The following is an 18,976-nucleotide window of genomic DNA, read 5'->3' as shown; positions in this document are numbered from 1 at the left end:
ATCAACCCGCAGGGCTTCAGGTGAAGAGGCCGTAGACGTTCAGGATCGGGTTCTTGACGCAGATGTTCATGACGGTGAACTTCCCGCTGAATTCAACGTTGTCCGTCCAGTCGAACCAGAAGGTCATGCCCAAGGCCCTGTACTTCCCCCGGTCCGACTCCGGTCTACTTCTCCCGTTCGGGACACCCCAGGAGCCGTGGAACACGTAGGTGCCCGGCTCCAGGTGGCCGTAGTCCTGATTCTTCCTGGCTTTGTACAGCGGAAGGACGATGTTGTACACGAACTTCAGAGCGCCGTACTTCTTCCAGATGCTCTTCAGCTTCACGTACCAGGTCAGGCTGCACTTGGACTTCCCGGTGCAGCTCCTCTGGAGGCCGATGGTGTAGTTCTTCGTCTTCTTCGTCTGATAGCGGTAGTTCAGCTCACCGCTGGTGTCCGACTGACCGATCGGGTCGGCGGGGTAGATGTAGGCGCTGGTGTTGCCGCCGTAGACCGGGTCGTTCTGGAGGAAGCGGCCGATGGTCGGATCGTAGACGCGGACGCCCATGAGGGTGTATCCGGCCAGGCGGTCGGTGGCTCTCTGGTAGGCGCCCAGAGATCCGTACTTCGCCGCGGCGGCCGTGGCGTCCAGCGGGATGCCGTACTCGTCGTAGTGCTGGACCGTGACGGCGGACGTCGCCAGGTCCAGCCGGACGGAGATGTCACCGTGCAGGTTGGCCAGTTGGAGGACCGCGGCGCCGGTGCCATCGGTGGTGACGGCCAGGCCGCCGGAGAGGTCGGGAACATTCCGGCTGACGGTGGAGGCGGAACCCGCAGTGGTGACCGTCCAGGACGGCGTGTCGCAGCCACAGTTGTAGTGGTTCAGCGTGGTGCTCGTGGTCGACCATGTCGCGCCGCTGTCGCTGGTGGTCGCGGTGGCCGAGGATGCCAGGCGGCCGGAAGCATCCAGGCCCCACGTGGTACGGGCGGAGCCCACCGTCTCGCCTGCCACCAGGTCGTTGGTGTAGTAGGCCAGGGTCTTCTCCGCCACCTGGGTAGTGCGCCCGAAGGCGTCGTAGGTGTAACCCCCGGCAATGAGGCGACCTGCGGTGTCGTACGCGTACGCCGTGCTGGAGGTGCTGGGGGTGGAGCCTGCGGCCGTGACCGTGGTGGTCAGCGAGGTGCGGTTGTCATCTGTGTCGAAGGCGTAGGCGCGCGAGGTCGTGGTCGTCCCGTCGTCGTCGGTGGCCCGGGCCAGGCGCCCGGAGGCGTCGTAGTCGTAGGCGGTGGACAGGGTTCCGCCGTCGGTCTGGGTGTGACCGGTCTGCTTGCCGTGGATGGTGTATGCCGCGGAGTCGGAGAGCACGGTGGTGCCTGAGGAGTCCGTGTAGGTTACCGACGTCTGGTTGCCCGTCGGGTCGTAGGTCGTGGCCCGGGCGTAGCCACCGGGGAGGGTTTCCTTGGTGAGAGCGCCGTCGGGGTCGTGGGCACCGGCCGTGAACGTCCCGGCGACCGAGTCGGTGATGGACCGGGCCTGGCCGGTGGTGGCGTCATAGGTGTAGGTGGTGGTGGACGGCACCGAGTCGGACGCCGCCACCGGGCGGTCGAGGATGTCGTAGGTGAAGGAGCTGGTGCTGCCCGATCCGTCACTGTAGGTGTGTGTCCGGCCCAGAGCGTCGTACTTCGAGGTGGACGTCTTACCGTTGGCGGTAGTGCTGGCAACCTGGCCGGTGGCCCCGTCGTAGGTGATGGTGGTGGCCGGAGTGCCTGTTCCGGTGCCGCCGGTGATGGTCGTGCCGGTCGGACTGCCCGCCGCGTCGGCCGTGGTGGTGGTCGTACGGGTCACTCCGTTGGCGGTCTCGGCCTTGGTGACGACCTGGCCCCACCGACCGTAGGTGTAGACGGTGGTGACGGCCTCGGCGGGGTTGGTCCCGCCACCCGAGATGGCCGCGGCCGGGGCCGTCTTGCAGAGCAGGCCGTCCCACTCGGCCGAGGTGCAGGCGCCGGTGGCGTGCGCGTCGTAGTAGGTGTGCACCAGTGTGCCCGCGTCCGAGCCGGCCGATTTTGGGGTACGGGTGGTGGCCACACGGCCCGCACTGTCGTAGCTGGTCACATGGCCCGCGGACTCGCCGCCGGTGGTGGTGGCCAGTTCGGAGCCCGTGGACCAGTCGTAGGTGGTGGTCGTGGTCTTGGCCTCCGCGTCGGTGGCGTAGCCGGCTATGGCCGCGCCTGTGGTGGAGGAGGTGACCAAGTCGGAGACCTCCGCGTTTGCCGGGGCCCCCTCGTCGTAGGTGTAGGAGGTGTGGGAACGGGACGGGATGACCGTACCGGCGGCCAGGGTGGCCTCGGTGGTGGTGCCGGTGAGTTTCTCGGCCAGGGTGATCTGGTGCAGCGGACCGTACTCGTCCGTCACACGGGTTCCGTCGGCGGTGTACTCCAGCACGGTGGACAGCTGCTGGGCGCGCTCGGCGGTGGACCGATCGGTCAGGCCCAGTGCGGCCAGTTCTGTCGTCGCGTTGGCGGAGGTGCCCAGGGCGAGTTCGCGGTTGCCGGCGGTCAGGTCGGAGGACTGGTTGCCGAGCAGGTCGTACTCGGTGGTGGTGATCGCACCACCCGGGCTCACGGTGTTGGTCTCCGACCCGTTCGCGTTGATGTAGCTGATGGTGGCCCGGGCATAGACGTCGGCTGTCAGGCCGTTGCCGGTGCTGGAGGCGGGAACGCTGTCAGCGGGGAAGAACGCAGTCGCGTCAGTGGGCGCCTCGCTCTGTCCCCAGGCGGCGACGGTCGCGGCGTCCATCTGGTACGGGGCGGCGGGGCCGGAGACCGGGACGTCGTACACGACGGTGGTGGTCGCCGTGCCGGACGTGGTGCTCGCGGAGCCTGCGGCGAGCGCGGCACGCGAAACCTTGAGCAGCATGCCGGGGCCCGAGGTCAGGGTCGAGCCGGCCGTGCCGTAGGTGAAGGCCCAGGGCAGCTCGCCCGGCTTGGTGTACGTGGCTACGCGGCCGTCAGTGCCGTAGGCGTACTCCGTCTTCAGCGAGGGGCTGATGCGCGGGTCCCACACCTGGCGCAGCTGGCCGGAGGCGTTGTAGGCGTACGAGGCGAGCGTCTCGGAGGTCGAGGCGGAGGCACCGTGGGTGGTGGCCCACAGCTTGACGGCCGAGACCTGGTTCACATAGTCGCCCAGTGCGCTGGGAGTGGCCGTGGTGGCCGTCGCGTAGACGTACTCCAGTACCCGGCAGCCCTTTGTGGACGGCGTCGTCTGGCAGGTCGTCGCAGTCGCCGCGCCTGTCGGCGAGACCACGTACCTCGGACGGGCCAGCTTCTTGCCCCCCACGTCCACCGTCGTCGAGAACACCGTGACCGTCGAGTCGTCGACTGCCGAGGCCGACGAGAACACCGTCCACGTCGTCGAGATCGGGTCCGCCTTCGCGAACACGACTGTGTTGGCGTCGGTGTCGGTCAGCGTGAACTTGTTCGTGGTGGTCGAGTAGGTCAGCGTCAGGGACTCGGCACCGATCTCCGGCTGCCAGCCGCCGCTGCTCTTTTTGGTGAACGCGGTCGTGCTGCCGTCACCGGTCAGTACCTCGACAGAGGAGCCGGAGGTCTCGCGGATCTGCGTGTAGTCGCTCGACTCGGCGGAGACGGCCGATGTCCAGCCGGGGCCGAAGATTTGCGCCTGGCCCTCGGTGTCAGTGCTGTTGGTACGGGAGGAGAACGTACGGTTCACGCTCGCGGCGAACGCGGTGGCGTCGGTGGCCGACAGGGAGAAGTCACCGGTGAGTTCGTTGACCTGGCCTGGGCCGACCTGATTGGTGAGGGCGGTGCCCGCGTCCCGGTCGAGGGTGGCCTCGGCGGTCTGCGAATAGCCAGTGGTGGTGCCGTCGGTGAACGCGGCGCGGACCTCGATGGGGCCGTCCTCGGTCAGACTGTCGGTGATGTTCCATGTCATCGTGGCGGGCTTGCCGCCGGTGACCGAGACCGGCCAGGCGGAAAGCGTGTTCGTGCCCTGCCGCACGTCGGCTGCAGGGAGGTTCTTCCAGGCGTCGGTCTCGCCGCGGCGGAACTGGTAGGTCACACCGGTGTATGAGGTCAGGCCCTCGGCCGCCAGGGTCACGCGACGGGCCGGGCGGTCCCCGTCTCTCGGGGAGAGCATCGCGGCGCCGGAGCCGGCATAGAAGACGTGGGTGGTCTCGGTGGAGACGTTGCCGGCCGGGTCCACGGTCCGCGCGGTGACGGTGTGCTTACCGGCCGGGAAGGTGAGCGTCTTGGTGACCGCGGTGCCGGTGGTGGCCGTGCTGGCCCAGGCTCCGGAGTCCAGCTTGTATTGCACCTCGGCCACATCGGTGGCGGGCGGGGTCAGGGTGAAGGAGCCGGAGTGCTTGCCGTCCGTGTCCGGGGTGCCGGACCAGGTGTTGGCCGGGAAGTCACCGGAAGCGACGGTGCTGGTGGCGGGCTTGGTGGTGTCGACGGTGAAGTACACCGATGGCGTCCAGTTCGACCAGGCGTTGCCGTCGTTGACTCGGCCCTTGAACCAGTAAGTGCGGCCGTTGACCAGCTTGCCCGAGGGGGCCTGGTGGGAGACCTTCTTGTTCGTGACCGGGTCCTGGGTGCCGGAGTCGTAGACCTCCAGGTTCGTGCTGCCCTCCCACAACTCCCACTTGGAGCGCAGCAAGGTGGTCTCAGCGTCACTGGTCGTGTAGCCCATGTCCGGGATGGTCGTGGTGACCCAGTTCTTGCCCGCGTTCGCACGGCCGGGGGTCACCGACATCGGGTTCCCGGCCACGGGGGCTGTGTTGTACGTGACCGAGACGTACGGTGTGTTCGAGGCGGCGTTGCCGGAGTTGAACCGCTTCCAGCCGAACTCCGCGTTCGTGCCGGACTCGGTGGTTGCCTTGATGCCGAGCGTGTTGGTGCCGTTGCCGTTGGCGGCCCAGGCGGCGGCCAGGCTCTGGATGTCCTGCGAGACCCAGCCGTCCGCGCACGAGGACGAGAAGCCCTTCGTGGCCGTGGACGTGGCCCACTTGTTGGTGAAACCGGGCTGGTTGGTCCAGCGGGTGGCCGTCGAGACGGCCGGGGTGTCCCATACCTCCCAGCCGGTAGCCGTGCACGACCAGGAGTGGGAGTTCCACAGGTTCAGCTTGGCGCTCAGGATCTGCTTGCCCGTGATCGCCTTCATCGGGAAGGTCAGGAAGGATCGCGCGATCTGGCCCGAGCCGTTGTTGCCGAGCTTCAGCTCCGTCTGCGCGGAGGTGTCGATGTCATAGCCCTGCTGCACGAATGTGTCGAAGCTCGCGCCGATGTTCACCGCCGGGTCGACCGTCACCGGGAACGTACGCGCCGGGTCGGTCAGGAACTTCGCGTCCGGGGTCAGCGTCAGGTCGATCGCGTCGCTGTTCTGCGTCACCTTCAGCCTGACGTCGGCCTGCCGGGTGTGCTCGCCTGAGTTCGGGTCGACGTACGCGTCCCACATAACCGGTGCCGGCAGGTTGCCGACCTGCTTGCCGGACTCGGTGTCCAGGAAAGTCACCGACTGGTCGGCGTTCGCTCTTGCCTCGATGCCCTTCGCGTTCAGCGTCAGTGTCACCGAGCCGTTGGCGTCGACCGCCGAGCGGTCCTTCAGCTCCAGGAACTGCTCGAAGCCCGTGCGAGTCGACTCGATGATCAGATCTGTCGCCGTCAGCGTGTTCGCATACCGGGCCGTGTGCCCGGAGACGGAAGGTTCCGGCAGGACACCGCGCCACGACAGGTCCAGCGTCCGGCCATCGCCGGCGTCCAGCGACACCAGCGGAACCGGCGTTGTGCCCGCCGCACCGGCCGCGCCGGACGACATGACCCGCGCCGCCTTCGCGACCGGTGTCTTCCCACCGAGCTTCAGGCCGAGCGGATGATCCTTCGCGACGACCGAACCGTCGACGGCCTTTACCAGGTCGACGTCGATGTTCCGCCAGGCGCCCGTGGTTTTGTCACGGAAGCGGACCGGACCCGACGCCGCGTCGGTGGTCACCGTGCCGTCCGGATTCGCCCACGTCGTCAACAACTCAGTCCGCTCCGACAGCGCCTCCATGCGCTTGCCCGACAACCGGGCCGCGAGCCTCGCGGACGCGAGGTCCGCCGCTTCGGTCGGATACGACTTGCCTCCGGCCGCCGAGGGCCGCTGTGACGACAGGGCTACCGCCTGCCCCGTGACATCGAGCACGCTCGCGGCCTCGACCGCCAACAGAGCCGCCGTCGCCAGCGCCACTCTCTGCAAAGCCCGGCGGGACAACAATCTCCCACCTGTCCTATCTGGTGGTGATATGTGGTCAGTCATGCGTCGGATCCCTTTCCTTGAACAGCCGCATGCGCGACTAGCGGGTGATCATATTCCGAAGGTGGAGATCTCGTGAAAGTCCGTGTCTGGTGAACCTGCATGCCGTAGACGGTGGGATAATCCGCCTCTAAATTTGAACCTGCGGGATGAAGGCTGACGCGTTCGAACTCCTCGGCTGCTGCCAACATGAGTTCATAACTGTCGTTAGGGCTTGCCGGGAATCAAGTCGTGGCTTCCCGCTGTCGGACTTGTTGTTCTGGTATGGGGAGATCAGAGGGGGCCGCGGATGTCCTGGCGGCGAAGTTTGAGGTGTTGTTGCCGCATCTCGATGAGCGTCAGCGTCGGCTGGCCATAGGGGCGGAAGCGCTGTCACTGGGGCACGGTGGGATCAGACTCGTCGCCGCTGCGGCCGGGGTACGGTCTCGCGCGAAGTGGCCGAACTGGATTCTGGCCACGTGCTGTTAGGGGGCGGTTCAATAGTCTTTGAGGGGTTTTGCTGTCGCCTGATGGTGTGGTGGTGGGGCGGAACCTGCCGACCCACGGTCGTTGATCTGGTGATGTGACCAGGTGAGTGAACGCAAGCCGTACCCGAGTGACTTATCGGACGAGCAGTGGTCGTTGATCGAGCCGGTGATCACCGCGTGGAAGGGCCGGCATCGGTCGGTCAGCGGGCATCAGGGTGCCTACGACATGCGGGAGATCGTGAACGCGATCCTCTACCAGGGACGGACTGGCTGTCAGTGGGCCTACCTACCGCATGACCTGCCGCAGAAGAGCGCGACCTACTACTACTTCGCCGCATGCTGGGACGACGGGACCGACCATGTCATCCACGAACTCCTGCGGTGCCAGGTCCGCGAACGCGCCCGGCGATTAGAGGACCCGGCCCTGGTGGTTCTGGACACGCAGAGTGTCCATGTGGCCGCCGGGGTCCCCGCCGACACGAGCGGCCATGACCCGGCCAAGCGGGTGCCCGGCCGCAAGCGGGGATTGGCGGTGGATGTCCTTGGACTGGTCATCGCGGTCGTCGTCCTGGCCGCGAACACCCACGACAATGCCGCGGGCATCGTCCTGCTGGACCACGTCGTCGAACAGGCCGGCGGAACCGTTCGTAAGGCTCTCGTCGACCAGGGCTTCAAGAATCAGGTCGTAGCGCACGGCGCCGGCCTGGGCATCGACGTCGAGATCGTCGTCCGCGACCCGCAGAGCAAGGGATTCGTGCCGCAGCCGAAGCGTTGGAGGGTCGAGCAGACCTTTGGAATCCTGATACTGCACCGGCGCCTGGTCCGCGACTACGAGCACCACCACCCCTCCTCCTCCGCCTCACGCGTCTACTGGGCCATGACCCACGTCATGGCCCGCCGGCTCACCGGCACGAACACCCCCATCTGGCGCGAGGCACAGGCGGTCGCAGCATGAACGTCCAGCCGTTGCTCGACGCCCTGGAACTGCAGGAACAAGCTGCCCGGGTTCTGGCCGGCGACCTCCGTGAACAGATCGACGGCCTGCAGAACCGGCTGCGGGAGGCCGAGACCCATCTGGAGCATCTCGCGATCACCCGCACCACCGTCACCAGCCTCGCCGACCGCCTTCCCGCTGCCCCACCGGACCTGCCCGAGCACCCGGACTACCCCCGCATCCTCGACGCCTTCAACCACGCGGCCGGACCACAACGGGCGATGGAGTCTGCCAAGCCCTCGGCCACGAGCTGCTGCCGAAGAACGTCGAAGGCGCCCGCGCCAAGCTGAAACGCCTGGTCAAGCTCGACGTCCTCACCGAGGTCAACACCGGCATCTTCGCGAGAAGGCCATAGCCGGACACCTATGGCCAGCAATCACTGGCCACAATCTGGTGTGCGTACTTGTTCTCCGGGTCGATGTCTTGGAGGGGTGTTCACGAGTGGGTCTGACCAGCGGTGCATGCAGGCGTTCAAAGATCGTTCCCACACTGCTGGTGATCGTTCCCCGCGTACACTCCCGGGATGCCGCAGAGAATCCCGGTCCGGGTCGATGAGGGTGCACTGTTGGACCGGCTTGGTCCTGATGCCACGAGGTACGACCTGACCAGCGCCTCGTTGATCGTCGGTGCCGCGGAGATCCAGATCATCGCCGACGCCAATGACGACCCGGCGTCCAGCGGCGTCTGGAGTCGGGACCAGTTCCGTCTGGTCGGCAAGATACCCGCAGGCATCGACGAGGCGCTGACCGGCTACCGGGACGTCTGGAGCTTCGACGAACTCCGGCAGCGGCCGGTGAGCATCGCCATCAGGGTCGGTACCGGCTGCTTGCTGCTCGGACGAGCCGAGTTCCGCCACTGGGGGCCCGGCCGCTACGAGTTCGAGTTCATCGAGCCGCTGGCCAACGGGGTGCTGGAGGTAGTCAGGCCCTTCGTTCCCGATCCGGTACTGCCCATGCTGACGTGGGTGGATCTCGTGGCGGCGCGTCCGCAGGAGGCGTTGACGCTGTTTGTCGAGTCGTGGTTCGCCCGGTCCCGACAAGCAAGCATCAACACGTCGGAGGAGGCCATGCCGGCCGCGCTGGCTGCTTTCTACCGCCTGGCCGAAGAGCGGCCTGGAATCCTGGGTTCGCACAACTACGTGCACGAACCGGAGCCCGACCGATGTGGCCGGGGCGAGGAGCACGTCTCGTTCGCCTGCGAGGTTCAGGGATGCTGGTCGTGGTGCTGCCCACGCCGCCCGGACACGGAGAACGGACAGCACACCGTCCTGCTCGTCCGGAACGACGAGGCACTGCCCGAGCAAGAGCCGCTGAGCAGGTTCCTGCTCCAGTTCGTTCTGCACGAGGCGACCTTCAGCGCTCCATACCTGGCACAGGCCATCGCCCCTGCCGACGACATCGTCCCCCTGCTTCGCTCCGTGCTGCGGGACGTCCCACTGCGGCCCTTCATGGCACCCCTCGATCCGACGACCTTCCTCGCCGGCCCCGGCATCGTGGTCGCACTGTCGGACGGCCCGGGAGAGGACGGCGAAGCCGCCGTCAGCATCGGCGCCCTCCACCGCAGCGCCCTGCGCCCTCTCAGGAAGCTCGACGTCCCCTGGATCAGATTCGATGGCTGATGCCTTCCCGCCCCCGGAGGAGTGGGACGCTGCGGCGACGGGTTACAGACCGACAGCGGACCACTTCCGGAACGAGGACTTCGAGCCCCGCCTGCGGCGCATCTTCCGGTCCGTGGTGACCGACCGGATACCTACCGACGAGCGGCCACCGCACAGTGCTCTGCTCTTCGGGCCGGAGTCCGGCCCCTTCGCCTCAGACCGCGAGTTCGCAAGCGACTTCTACAACGAAATCCACCACCAGGGCACCAGCAACGCGTACACAGCACAGGCGGTGCCCATGGTGGCCGCCCTCGCCTCAGACGAGCGCGTTCCGGCTGATGAGCGAGTCAGCCTGACGACGCTCCTCTTCCGCATCGCCGCTGAGACCGACCTCCTCTCGGCGGACGCCTGGCCCCGGCAGCACCCGCAGGCCGATCCAGCCGCAGCTGCCCGGGCACGCGCAGCCGTCCGGCGGGCGCTTCCCGAGTTGGCGGCCCGTTGGGATACCGCGTCCCTGGATGTCCGCCTCGCTCTGGCCGCCCTCTGCGCCGGCTTCCCCGAGGAGCCGGCGTCCCTCCCCTTGCTGGATCGAGCGGGGGCATTGGCGGAGGACCTGCACGACAGTCGGCCGCTCTCCGGTTTCCTCCGCTTCGCACGGCTCACCGTCACCGCCCCGGAAGAGGCGCTGCACGCCCGGGTCGACGAGCTGACCGCCTCCTACTGGAGGACCAGCCCATGCGAACTCCCCCCTCGGCAACGGGCAGTACACCTGCTCGACCAGATGCTGGCCTGGCTCCGGTGGAAAGTGCTTCCCAACCTCACCGAATGACCGCGCCGGTCACCAGACGCACTGACGGAGATCGTCTCCCACTTTGCTGACGGCCGAGCCTCCTCCGTTGTCAGACGCAGGGGCAAGGATGGGCGGCATGACGAAGACCGGAGCGGACTACGCGTGGTTCGAGGACGACTTTCCTGACATTGCTGAGGCGTACTGCTTCACCCTGGTGCGGGGTCTGTCGCCTGCTGAGCTGATGTTCAGGCTCGAAGGACGACCGGAAGCACCACTACGGGGCATTGCCGCCGTCGTCGATGCCGCCTTCGCCCAGTACGACCTGGAGGAGGGGAACCGACAGCTAGTCGCCATGACGACTGTGGGCACCTGGACACTGCTGATCGAACCCAACGGTTACCTCGGGGTCACTGACAAGCAAGCGCTACCGGCATCCGCCGGAACGAGCTGGATCTCCCATTTCGCCAACATCAACGCCGTCGGCACGTTCCTCTGGGCGGAGGACCAGGTGCTGCGGCTGTGCTTCGACCCCATGTTCCCGGAGGACCGGTGGGGCACCGGGCCCGACGAACTCCTCGACGTCATGGAACAGATCGGCTTCCATCTCGACGAAGAGGCTCCCGAAACGGATCTTTCCTCACCGGCAGCGTTCGCTCTGGCGGAGCACCTTACCGGCGTCGCCATCACTCCGGCGCTGCTACAGGAAACGACGTTCACCTGCGCCACCGTTCAGATCCAGTGAGGTCTTCTGTCCTCACGCTCATGCCCGGCCCGTGGATGATGGCGCGGTGACCAATATCAGCAACGACCATGTGAAGGTCCACTTCCGGATGGACATAGACGAGGACGGCTGGCCGCCGGCGAGCGTCGAGAGTCTGTGGGCGGTGGACCTTGGTGATGGAACGGTGCGGTTGGACAACACTCCGTGGTTCGTACGAGGGGTTGCCAGCGACGACATCATCCGGGTGGAGGTCGACGATGAAGGCGTTCGCTGGGCCGGGGATACGGTTCAGTCTTCGGAGAACTGCACGATCCGGCTGATCGTGCTGAAGGACGGTGGCTCGGGTGTTGCCCGGCAGAGCGTTCTGAAGATCTTCCACAGCCTCGGTACGACCGGTGAGGGCATCGAGCAGTACCGGATGGTGGCTCTGGATGTCCCGCCGACTGCGGATCTTCCGAAGATCCACAAACTCCTGGTCCACGGCGCGGCGAAGGCGTGGTGGCACTGGGAGGAAGGCTGCGTCACGGCCGCGTGGAGGAACATCGCCCAGACATGACCTCGTCCAGTGCATGTCTGTGAACCTGCTGGCGGGGGATCGTCTATGGAAGCGACAGGTCGTGCTGGAGATCGCACGCGTCGTCTCGCAGGTGCAGTCGGCGCAGGTCTTGCAGTGCTGCAACAGGAAAGGGGTGTTGTATCCATTTCGCCCGGTAGCCCTCTTCGCCATGGATCCGCAGCACTGACTGTGCGGCTTCCATGACGGCATGACTCAGAACGCCCCGGTCTTGTCTCGAGCTCCATACGAGCGTGCCAGCTCCGTCGGGAGCGTCGAAGCTGCCGGACATGTCCGGGAACAGATAGATCGTGATCTCTACGTCCGGCCCTGCGCCCCGCAGAACCCACCTGATTTCGGCTGGTTCGAGGTCGAAGGAGAACCGGTGGACAGTGCCGGGTCCGTAAAGAGCCGTGAGGCCGTGCAGTACGTCGGCAAGCGCATCGGTGCAGTAGCTGACGACGTCTCTGCGTTCGGAGGGCCCGTCGGCGATGCGGCACGTTGCCCAGCCGGATCCGCTGAGTTCCCAGCTGAACTGGATGCCGGCCGTCATCTTGTCTTCTCCCTCACTCATTGCCGGGACGCCGGTTCGTCGTGGCATCCGGTGTCAGATCCCGTGCGTTCTCACGTCTGAAGTCGTCCAGGAGGCGGAAGAACTCCTCGACCGGCGTCGAGCCTACGGGGGTGCTGAGCTCGATCTCGGCTGCCCAGGTGAGGGAGCCGGCGAGGCCGCGTTGCTCTTGGAGCCAGCGGTTGAAGTCGTCCTGGGGCCAGAAGGCGAAGGGTTCCTCGATGCCGTGCACACCGAGCGCTACCCGGTAGCCGGTGAGCAAGGACTGCAGGTGTAGGAGCGATCCGCCGGGGATCCACATGCCGGGCCGTAGCCGGATCTGATCCAGGAAGTCGTACACGTCCGTGCAGTCCTGCCAGTGCTTGGCCGTGAGGCGCGGGCTGTCTTCGGTCGGCATGCTGCGACCCTACGGTGCGGACGGATGTTGTCGTCTGTTGGAGGGTGCGAGCGCAAGGTGAGGTGACCCCCTCGATGCCGAAACCTGAATGGCAGGTCACGTAGCGGTCGGGTCTGATGCAGGGTTGGGGAAAAGTAGTTGTTACCCAACCCTGCATCAGACCCTCCAGTAGACCCGGGATTTGCACAGGCGGCGTCAGGTGGAACTCAGATGCCGTGGCGGGGGAGCGAGGCGGAAGCTAACGGAATGCTGACGCGGCGCGGGCGTGGAGTGCTCCGCGCCTTGGAGACGGGGCCGCCGACGCAGAACTCGGTCCGTTCGCCGAACCCCTGCTGGGCGATGTCGTGGGACAGGATCTGGGCATGCGCCGAGCAGTCCTTGATCAGCGCGGAGAGTTCGAGCAGAGCGAAGACGTCGTGCCGGTGGACCGCGCCGTCCCCGCCCGCGTCGCGGTTGACGACGAGCAGGCACTCCGAGTTGCCCGGGAGCCCGAAAAACGCCTGCTTGCGGCGGAGCTTGCGGCGCCAGAAGTAGGTGCGCGCGAGCCAGCCGAGTGCGGCGCTGAGGCCGGCGGCTATCACGCCCAGCACGATGTTGCGTACGTCGTCAGTCATGGGCGGGCATGTTAGCGGGCATTCGGCCTCAAGTTCGAGGCGGTCCTGACGGGGTGGCCGGAGCGGCGTTACCCTGCGCGGACAATCCTTCACTGGAGGTGCGCATGAGGCGTTCCGTTGCGCGGAATGTGTCGTTGTCGGTTGTTCTCGCCGCCATGGTGACGGTCGGGGCAGCGGCCCCGTCCTCCTCCGCGCCACCGGTCCCACCGCCTCCCAAGTCACCCGTGGCGGCCGGATACGGGGGAGCGGTCTCCAGCGTCGACGCCGATGCGACGGCCGCCGGTATCGAGGTTCTTCGCAAGGGCGGCAACGCGGTGGACGCGGCCGTCGCCACCGCGGCGGCCCTCGGGGTCACCGAGCCGTACTCGGCGGGACTCGGCGGCGGTGGCTACTTCGTGCACTACGATGCCCGCACCCGCACGGTGGAGACCATCGACGGCCGCGAGACCGCGCCGCGCAGCGCGGACTCCTCGCTCTTCCTGGAGAACGGGAAGCCCATCGCGTTCGAATCGGCCGTCACCAGCGGCCTCGGCGTCGGCACTCCGGGCACCCCCGCCACATGGGACGCCGCACTCGACGCCTGGGGGAGCAAATCGCTCCGGCAGGTCCTGAAACCGGCCGAGCGGCTGGCCCGCGACGGCTTCGTCGTCGACGGAACGTTCCGCTCGCAGACGGAGGGCAACCAGGCCAGGTTCGCCGACTTCCCGGACACCCGGAAGCTCTTCCTGCCCGGCGGCGCGCTCCCCGTCGTCGGGTCGGTCTTCAAGAACCCGGACCTGGCGCGTACGTACGAGGAGGTCGGCCGCGAGGGAGTCGACGCGCTCTACCGGGGCAAGCTCGCCGACGACATCGTGCGGACCGTACGCAATCCACCCGTCGACCCGTCGTCGAACCGGTTGGTACGTCCGGGCGACCTCACCACGAAGGACCTGCGCGCGTACCGGGCACTGCGGCAGGCACCCACGAAGGCCGGCTACCGCGGGCTCGACGTCTACGGCATGGCGCCGTCCTCGTCGGGCGGCACGACGGTGGGCGAGGCCCTCAACATCCTCGAGTCCACCGACCTTTCGCAGGCGAGCCGGTCACAGTACCTGCACCGTTTCATCGAGGCCAGCCGCATCGCCTTCGCGGACCGTGGGCGCTGGGTGGGCGACCCGGCGTTCGAGGATGTGCCGACGAAGGAGCTCCTCAGCCAGCGGTTCGCCGACTCGCGGGAGTGCCTGATCAAGGACGACGCGGTGCTCACCAGTCCGCTCGCCCCGGGCGACCCGCGCCATCCCCGTGACTGCGCCGGTGCGGGGACGGCAGCCCCGACGACGTACGAGGGCGAGAACACCACGCATCTCACGGCCGCCGACAAGTGGGGCAACGTCGTCGCGTACACCCTGACGATCGAGCAGACCGGTGGCAGTGGCATCACGGTGCCGGGGCGGGGCTTCCTGCTCAACAACGAGCTGACGGACTTCTCGTTCGCACCTGCCGACCCCGCCGTCCACGACCCGAACCTGCCGGGTCCGGGCAAGCGGCCGCGGTCGTCGATCTCCCCGACCATCGTGCTGAAGCACGGGAAGCCGGTGCTGGCCCTGGGTTCGCCGGGTGGGGCCACGATCATCACCACCGTGCTCCAGTCCCTCATCGGCACGGTCGACCGCGGCCTGCCGCTGGTGGACGCCATCGCGGCGCCCCGAGCCAGTCAGCGCAACGCGGCGGCCACGGAGCTCGAACCGGGGCTGTGGAACAGCCCGGTGCGAGCGCAACTGGAGGCTCTGGGGCACGTCTTCAAGCTCAATCCGGAGATCGGGGCGGCGACGGGCGTGCAGCGGCTGCCGGACGGGCGGTGGCTCGCGGCCGCGGAGACGGAGCGGCGGGGCGGCGGTTCGGCCATGGTCGTGAGGCCGGCTCCATAGGGCTGATGGGTTGTCAGTAGCCGTACGGGCGGGGTCGGTCGGGCGCGGGAAGTGACGCGTCGGGCCGGCCCCGCAGCCTCGACGGGGGCATGCCGGGGGGCGTCTTGGCTGATCTCAGCAAGGGAAGACACCTCACAGAAGGGCACCCCTCACGGTGCGTATGCGAACGCTTGCCCTCGCCACGGTTTCCGGCGCCGCCCTGCTCGCGACCGGAGTCCTGACGCCTGCCGGCCAGGGCGGTTCGGCTCTCCGGCCCGGCGCGCCCACTCCGGTGCGCACGGCGCGCCCGTCTCCGGTCCACCTCGCTCCCGCCACCTACGCCCGCCCGGTGTCCGACGACGATCCGGCCGGCGCCCCGCCCGGCCCTGCCCCTGCCGCTGCCCGCGAAGGCACCGTCACCGCGGCCGAGTTGCTGACAAGGGTCTCCTCCTGCGAGCGCATCTCGAACGGTGCCTACCGTACGGACGAGGGTGCCTCGGCCTCCGTGCCGGTGTGCGGTACGGAGGGAGCCGTGTTCTGGAAGGCCGACATGGACATCGACTGCGACGGCCGGGTGACCACGGCCTGCAACGCCGACACCGACCCGTGGTTCCAGGGCGACACCGCGTTCCACACCTCGGACGACCGGCCGCTGAACGCGGCGGAACTCCCGTACGTCGTCGTGCCGAGCCGCAGCTCCCTCTGGGACTTCAGCGGTTCGGGGATCAAGGGCGGCGGTGTCGTCGCCGTCGTCTACGCGGACAAGGTGGAGTACGCCGTCGTCGGCGACACCGGGCCCGCCGGGATCATCGGTGAGGCCTCCTACGCCACCGCCAAGGCGCTCGGGATCGACCCGGACCCGAAGACCGGCGGTGCCGGGTCCGGCGTCACGTACATCCTGTTCAAGGACTCCGTCGTCTCGCCGATCGAGAGCCACGGCGCGGCGGTGACCGCGGGGGAGGGCCTCGCCCGGGAGTTCCTGTCCGGTGGATGACCCGATTCCCGGTCGGAGGCCCGGCGGCGGGCTGATCAGAGAGCGGTCAGGATCCGGGGGCCGTCGTCCGTGATGGCCACTGTGTGCTCGGCGTGAGCGGCCCGGCTGCCGTCGTTCGTGCGCAGCGTCCAGCCGTCCCGGTCCGGGTGGTAGCCGTCCCCGCCGCCGCCGATCAGCATCGGTTCGATCGCCAGCACCATGCCGTGCCGCAGCAGCATCCCGCGACCGGGCCGCCCCTCGTTGGGGACGCCCGGGTCCTCGTGCATGGCCCGGCCGATGCCGTGGCCGCCGAACCCCTCCGGGATGCCGTAGCCGGCCCTGCGGCAGACCGTGCCGATCGCGTGGGCGATGTCGCCGATGCGGTTGCCCACGACGGCGGCCGCGATGCCCGCGTCCAGCGCCTCGTACGCCGTGTCGACCAGCAGGGCGTCCGCCGGCCGGGCGCGGCCGACGGTGAAGCTGATCGCCGAGTCACCGGCCCAGCCGTCGAGCATCGCACCCGCGTCGATGCTGACCAGATCGCCGTCCCGCAACCGTTCGTCGGTCGGGATGCCGTGCACGATCGCGTCGTTGACGGATGCGCAGATCACGGCGGGGAAGGGGGTCGGCGCGAAGTGCGGCCGGTAGTTCAGGAACGGCGATCCGGCGCCGGCCTCGCGCAGGACCTCGCGGGCCACCTCGTCGAGCCGGCGCGGCGTGACGCCGACCGCGGCCGCCTCGCGCACGGCGGTGAGCAATTGCGCCACGACCCGGCCGGTCTCACGCATGGCTTGAATGGATGTGTCTGTCTTGAGCTGCACCATGCCAATTACTATACCGGTCCGAGCGGTATTAGAATGACGGCATGGTACGAACGCCCCTCACCCCTGAAGAGCGCCTGCGCGGCGAACGGCTCGGTCGGCTGCTCCGTGAGGCGCGCGGCCGCCGCAGCATGGCCGACATCGCCTCGTGCGCCGGAATCTCCGCCGAGACGCTGCGCAAGATCGAGACCGGTCGCGCCCCGACGCCCGCCTTCTTCACCGTCGCGGCGCTCGCCGGGGCGCTCGGCATCTCCATGGACCAACTGCTCCTGCAGTGCGTGCCGGTGCCGGACACCGTCCAGCTCGCCGGATAGCGGGAAACGGAGTGATCGTCCGACGTAGGGTTGGGCCATGAGCCTCCAGGACTTCGCCCGCAGCGAGTACGTCAGTCTCACCACCTACCGGAAGGACGGCACACCCGTCGCCACGCCGGTGTGGGCCGCGGCCGACGGCGAAGAGCTGTTCGTCTGGACCAAGAGCGACTCGTGGAAGGTCAAGCGACTGCGCAACGACAGCCGCGTCCTCGTCACCGTCTGTGACGTGCGGGGGCGGATCGCGGAGGGCGCCCCGAGCGCCGAGGGGACCGGCCGGCTGCTCGACGAGAAGGGCACCAACGGGGCGCGCCGGGCCATCGCCCGCAAGTACACCTGGAAGTACTGGCTGCTCGACTACCCGGCGATGATCGTCCGGCTCGGCAAGCGGCCGCAGACCGGGATCGCCATCACCTTCTGATCCCGTGGCGGGTGCCGCGGGGGCGCGCACGAGGACGACCGTGCGCCCCTGCGACCCAGGTCGAAAAGTGCGCGTAGCCGTCCCGTAACACCGTTGCGGTCGAATGCCTGCGGACCGGAAGGTTCCAGTCGACGGCAGCCGAGGGCGACGATGACGCTACATCAGCATGCGGTGTCCATAAGTGAGTTCGCGCGCTACCTGCGTGGGATGACGGCGTTGCTCGATCCTGCGGGGGGTTGGTACGGCGCTTTCTGCCGACGTGACCCGGAGGGGATGCGGGCATGTCTGGCGGGTGCGGAGATACCACCCTGGGACGTGGTGGAGTCGCTCTTCACCGACCTCGCGTCGGTGCGGGGCGCCGCGTTCGCCGAACGGGAGTCGGTACGTGCCGCCGAGCTCTACGCGGCCTCCGCGGTCGCCCACGACCGACGCCCCGGCGGACGGCAGCGACTTGGCGAACGGCTGGAGCTGATGCTGCGCGAACAGGCGAACGCGGCCCACCGCCTGCACACCGCCCGGGCGGGCGGTGAATCAGGCACGGTCGACGCGGTCGCGGTCGCCTGGGCCCGCGACGACCATGCCCGGGCGTCGGCCCGCTGCACGGAGCTGCGCGGGAGGCTGGCCGCGACGGCGACGGCGACGGACGGCTGGGACGGCGCACAGAGGGAGCCCGGACCCGGCGCGATCCGGCAGTCCGACGAGGCGGACCCGCCCGCGTCCCCGTCGGCCGAACCGGAACCCGCCCGCAGGCCGCCCGCCGCCCCCGCCCGCAGGAAGCCGAGGGGTGCGCGGTTTGCCGGGCTGGAGGCCGTGGAGGAGAGCCCGGCGGCCGCCTCACCCCTTCCCGCCCCGCCGGTGACAGCCGCTCTGCCTCGTGGAGCCCGTTTCGGCGGCGCTCCCAGGGGCGGAGGAGACCGGACCGATCGCGCCGAGGCGACTCAGGACCCCGCCACGGCGCAGTCGGTGCGGGCCACTGTCGCGACGCTGGTCCGGCTCCGTGCGCAAGGGCGCGGCGGTGAGGCCCACGCCGTGCTGTGCGAGGCGGCCGGCAAGCCTGCCGGGCTGTTGCCCGTCCTCGCCGTCGAACTGCACCGCGCAGGGCTGGGTGCCGACTGGTCGACCCTGCTGTGGGAGGTGTCCTCGCTGCCGCCGGCCGGGCTGGCGGCCGCTGTGGACGCGCTCGCCGGTGCGGGACGCCTGGAGGACTGCGAGCACCTGCTGCGCCAGGGCGTGGCCCGTCCGGCCGCCGAGATCGCCGACGCGGCGATCGCCCTGGAGCGGGCCGGCCGCGGCCCCCAGGCGCTGGCGCTGCTCGGCGCGTACGTACGCGTACGGTCACCGCAGGACGCGGCGAGTGTCGCGGCGAGCGACCCGCGCCTCCTCGTACCGCACCTGCTGGCAGCTGCCCGGACGGTGTCCGAGGCCCGGGAGCGCGATGTGGAGCATGCCCTGCGGGTGGCCGGTATCGCGTAGGGCCGTCCGGCCCACCCCGGCCGATGGACCGCACGGGTGTGAAACATGATCGACTCCGCTGGTTCACGGCGATGGTCTTGCCCCGCGGTGTGACGGGG

At 68.4% G+C, this 18,976-nt stretch carries 15 protein-coding genes and 2 pseudogenes; 12 read left to right on the top strand and 5 right to left on the bottom strand.

Annotated elements, in window-relative coordinates; all coding sequences use genetic code 11:
• Positions 1–16 precede the first annotated feature (16 nt).
• Positions 17–6,223 (bottom strand): DNRLRE domain-containing protein, encoded by a 6,207-nt coding sequence (locus ABZ434_RS29790; RefSeq protein ID WP_359143051.1) that lies wholly within the window; start codon positions 6,221–6,223, stop codon positions 17–19.
• 330 nt (positions 6,224–6,553) lie between these two features.
• On the opposite strand from ABZ434_RS29790, the pseudogene ABZ434_RS29785 reads away from it, so the two are divergent.
• From ABZ434_RS29785 to ABZ434_RS29755, 7 genes and pseudogenes are all read left to right on the top strand, one after another.
• Positions 6,554–6,744, top strand: a pseudogene (locus tag ABZ434_RS29785) (ISAzo13 family transposase); the annotation flags it as partial.
• 115 nt (positions 6,745–6,859) lie between these two features.
• A complete protein-coding gene (locus ABZ434_RS29780; protein WP_359143049.1) occupies positions 6,860–7,711 on the top strand; it encodes an IS5 family transposase in 852 nt (283 codons plus the stop codon).
• A complete protein-coding gene (locus ABZ434_RS29775; protein WP_359143047.1) occupies positions 7,708–8,040 on the top strand; it encodes a hypothetical protein in 333 nt (110 codons plus the stop codon). Before ABZ434_RS29780 ends, ABZ434_RS29775 begins: the two co-directional genes overlap by 4 nt.
• Positions 8,041–8,273: 233 nt before the next feature.
• The gene (locus tag ABZ434_RS29770) at positions 8,274–9,368 is read left to right on the top strand and encodes a hypothetical protein (RefSeq protein ID WP_359143045.1); all 1,095 of its coding nucleotides are present in this window, start codon (positions 8,274–8,276) and stop codon (positions 9,366–9,368) included.
• On the top strand, positions 9,361–10,176 hold the full coding sequence (locus tag ABZ434_RS29765; RefSeq protein WP_359143043.1) for a hypothetical protein: 816 nt from the start codon (positions 9,361–9,363) through the stop codon (positions 10,174–10,176). The genes ABZ434_RS29770 and ABZ434_RS29765 overlap by 8 nt, the downstream gene beginning before the upstream one ends.
• A 97-nt stretch (positions 10,177–10,273) precedes the next feature.
• Positions 10,274–10,879 carry a DUF6461 domain-containing protein gene (locus tag ABZ434_RS29760; protein ID WP_359143041.1) on the top strand — a complete coding sequence of 202 codons (606 nt, stop codon included), beginning with the start codon at positions 10,274–10,276 and terminating at the stop codon, positions 10,877–10,879.
• A gap of 46 nt (positions 10,880–10,925) precedes the next feature.
• Positions 10,926–11,414 carry a DUF4265 domain-containing protein gene (locus tag ABZ434_RS29755; protein WP_359143039.1) on the top strand — a complete coding sequence of 163 codons (489 nt, stop codon included), beginning with the start codon at positions 10,926–10,928 and terminating at the stop codon, positions 11,412–11,414.
• A gap of 43 nt (positions 11,415–11,457) precedes the next feature.
• Here the strand turns inward: ABZ434_RS29755 and ABZ434_RS29750 are convergent, their stop codons facing one another.
• The 3 genes and pseudogenes from ABZ434_RS29750 to ABZ434_RS29740 form a co-directional block, all read right to left on the bottom strand.
• The gene (locus ABZ434_RS29750) at positions 11,458–11,964 is read right to left on the bottom strand and encodes a hypothetical protein (protein ID WP_359143037.1); all 507 of its coding nucleotides are present in this window, start codon (positions 11,962–11,964) and stop codon (positions 11,458–11,460) included.
• A 13-nt stretch (positions 11,965–11,977) separates the two neighbouring features.
• The gene (locus ABZ434_RS29745) at positions 11,978–12,379 is read right to left on the bottom strand and encodes a hypothetical protein (RefSeq protein WP_359143035.1); all 402 of its coding nucleotides are present in this window, start codon (positions 12,377–12,379) and stop codon (positions 11,978–11,980) included.
• A 290-nt stretch (positions 12,380–12,669) separates the two neighbouring features.
• Positions 12,670–12,993, bottom strand: a pseudogene (locus tag ABZ434_RS29740) (hypothetical protein); the annotation flags it as partial.
• Positions 12,994–13,097: 104 nt separating this feature from the next.
• Here ABZ434_RS29740 and ggt point away from each other — a divergent pair.
• Complete coding sequence (gene ggt, locus ABZ434_RS29735; protein WP_359143033.1) at positions 13,098–14,900, top strand: gamma-glutamyltransferase; 1,803 nt, start codon at positions 13,098–13,100, stop codon at positions 14,898–14,900.
• A 160-nt stretch (positions 14,901–15,060) separates the two neighbouring features.
• A complete protein-coding gene (locus ABZ434_RS29730; protein ID WP_359143031.1) occupies positions 15,061–15,873 on the top strand; it encodes a glycoside hydrolase family 75 protein in 813 nt (270 codons plus the stop codon).
• Between the two features lie 35 nt (positions 15,874–15,908).
• On the opposite strand, the gene map is transcribed toward ABZ434_RS29730, so the two are convergent.
• Entirely contained in the window at positions 15,909–16,676 is a 768-nt protein-coding gene (gene map / locus ABZ434_RS29725; protein WP_359143029.1) for a type I methionyl aminopeptidase, read from the bottom strand.
• A gap of 41 nt (positions 16,677–16,717) precedes the next feature.
• Here map and ABZ434_RS29720 point away from each other — a divergent pair, with 41 nt between their 5' ends.
• From ABZ434_RS29720 to ABZ434_RS29710, 3 genes are all read left to right on the top strand, one after another.
• Entirely contained in the window at positions 16,718–16,987 is a 270-nt protein-coding gene (locus ABZ434_RS29720) for a helix-turn-helix transcriptional regulator (RefSeq protein WP_359143027.1), read from the top strand.
• Positions 16,988–17,024: 37 nt separating this feature from the next.
• Positions 17,025–17,405, top strand: coding sequence for a PPOX class F420-dependent oxidoreductase (locus ABZ434_RS29715; RefSeq protein ID WP_359143025.1), 381 nt, complete (start codon positions 17,025–17,027; stop codon positions 17,403–17,405).
• 150 nt (positions 17,406–17,555) lie between these two features.
• A complete protein-coding gene (locus ABZ434_RS29710) occupies positions 17,556–18,878 on the top strand; it encodes a hypothetical protein (RefSeq protein WP_359143023.1) in 1,323 nt (440 codons plus the stop codon).
• Positions 18,879–18,976: the final 98 nt, after the last annotated feature.

Origin of the sequence: Streptomyces sp. NPDC005761 (genome assembly GCF_040630635.1) — a bacterium.
In the GTDB taxonomy this organism is placed as follows: domain Bacteria; phylum Actinomycetota; class Actinomycetes; order Streptomycetales; family Streptomycetaceae; genus Streptomyces.
The sequence above is the reverse complement of the archived record's forward strand: the minus strand, read 5'-3'. Positions and strand labels throughout refer to the sequence as shown.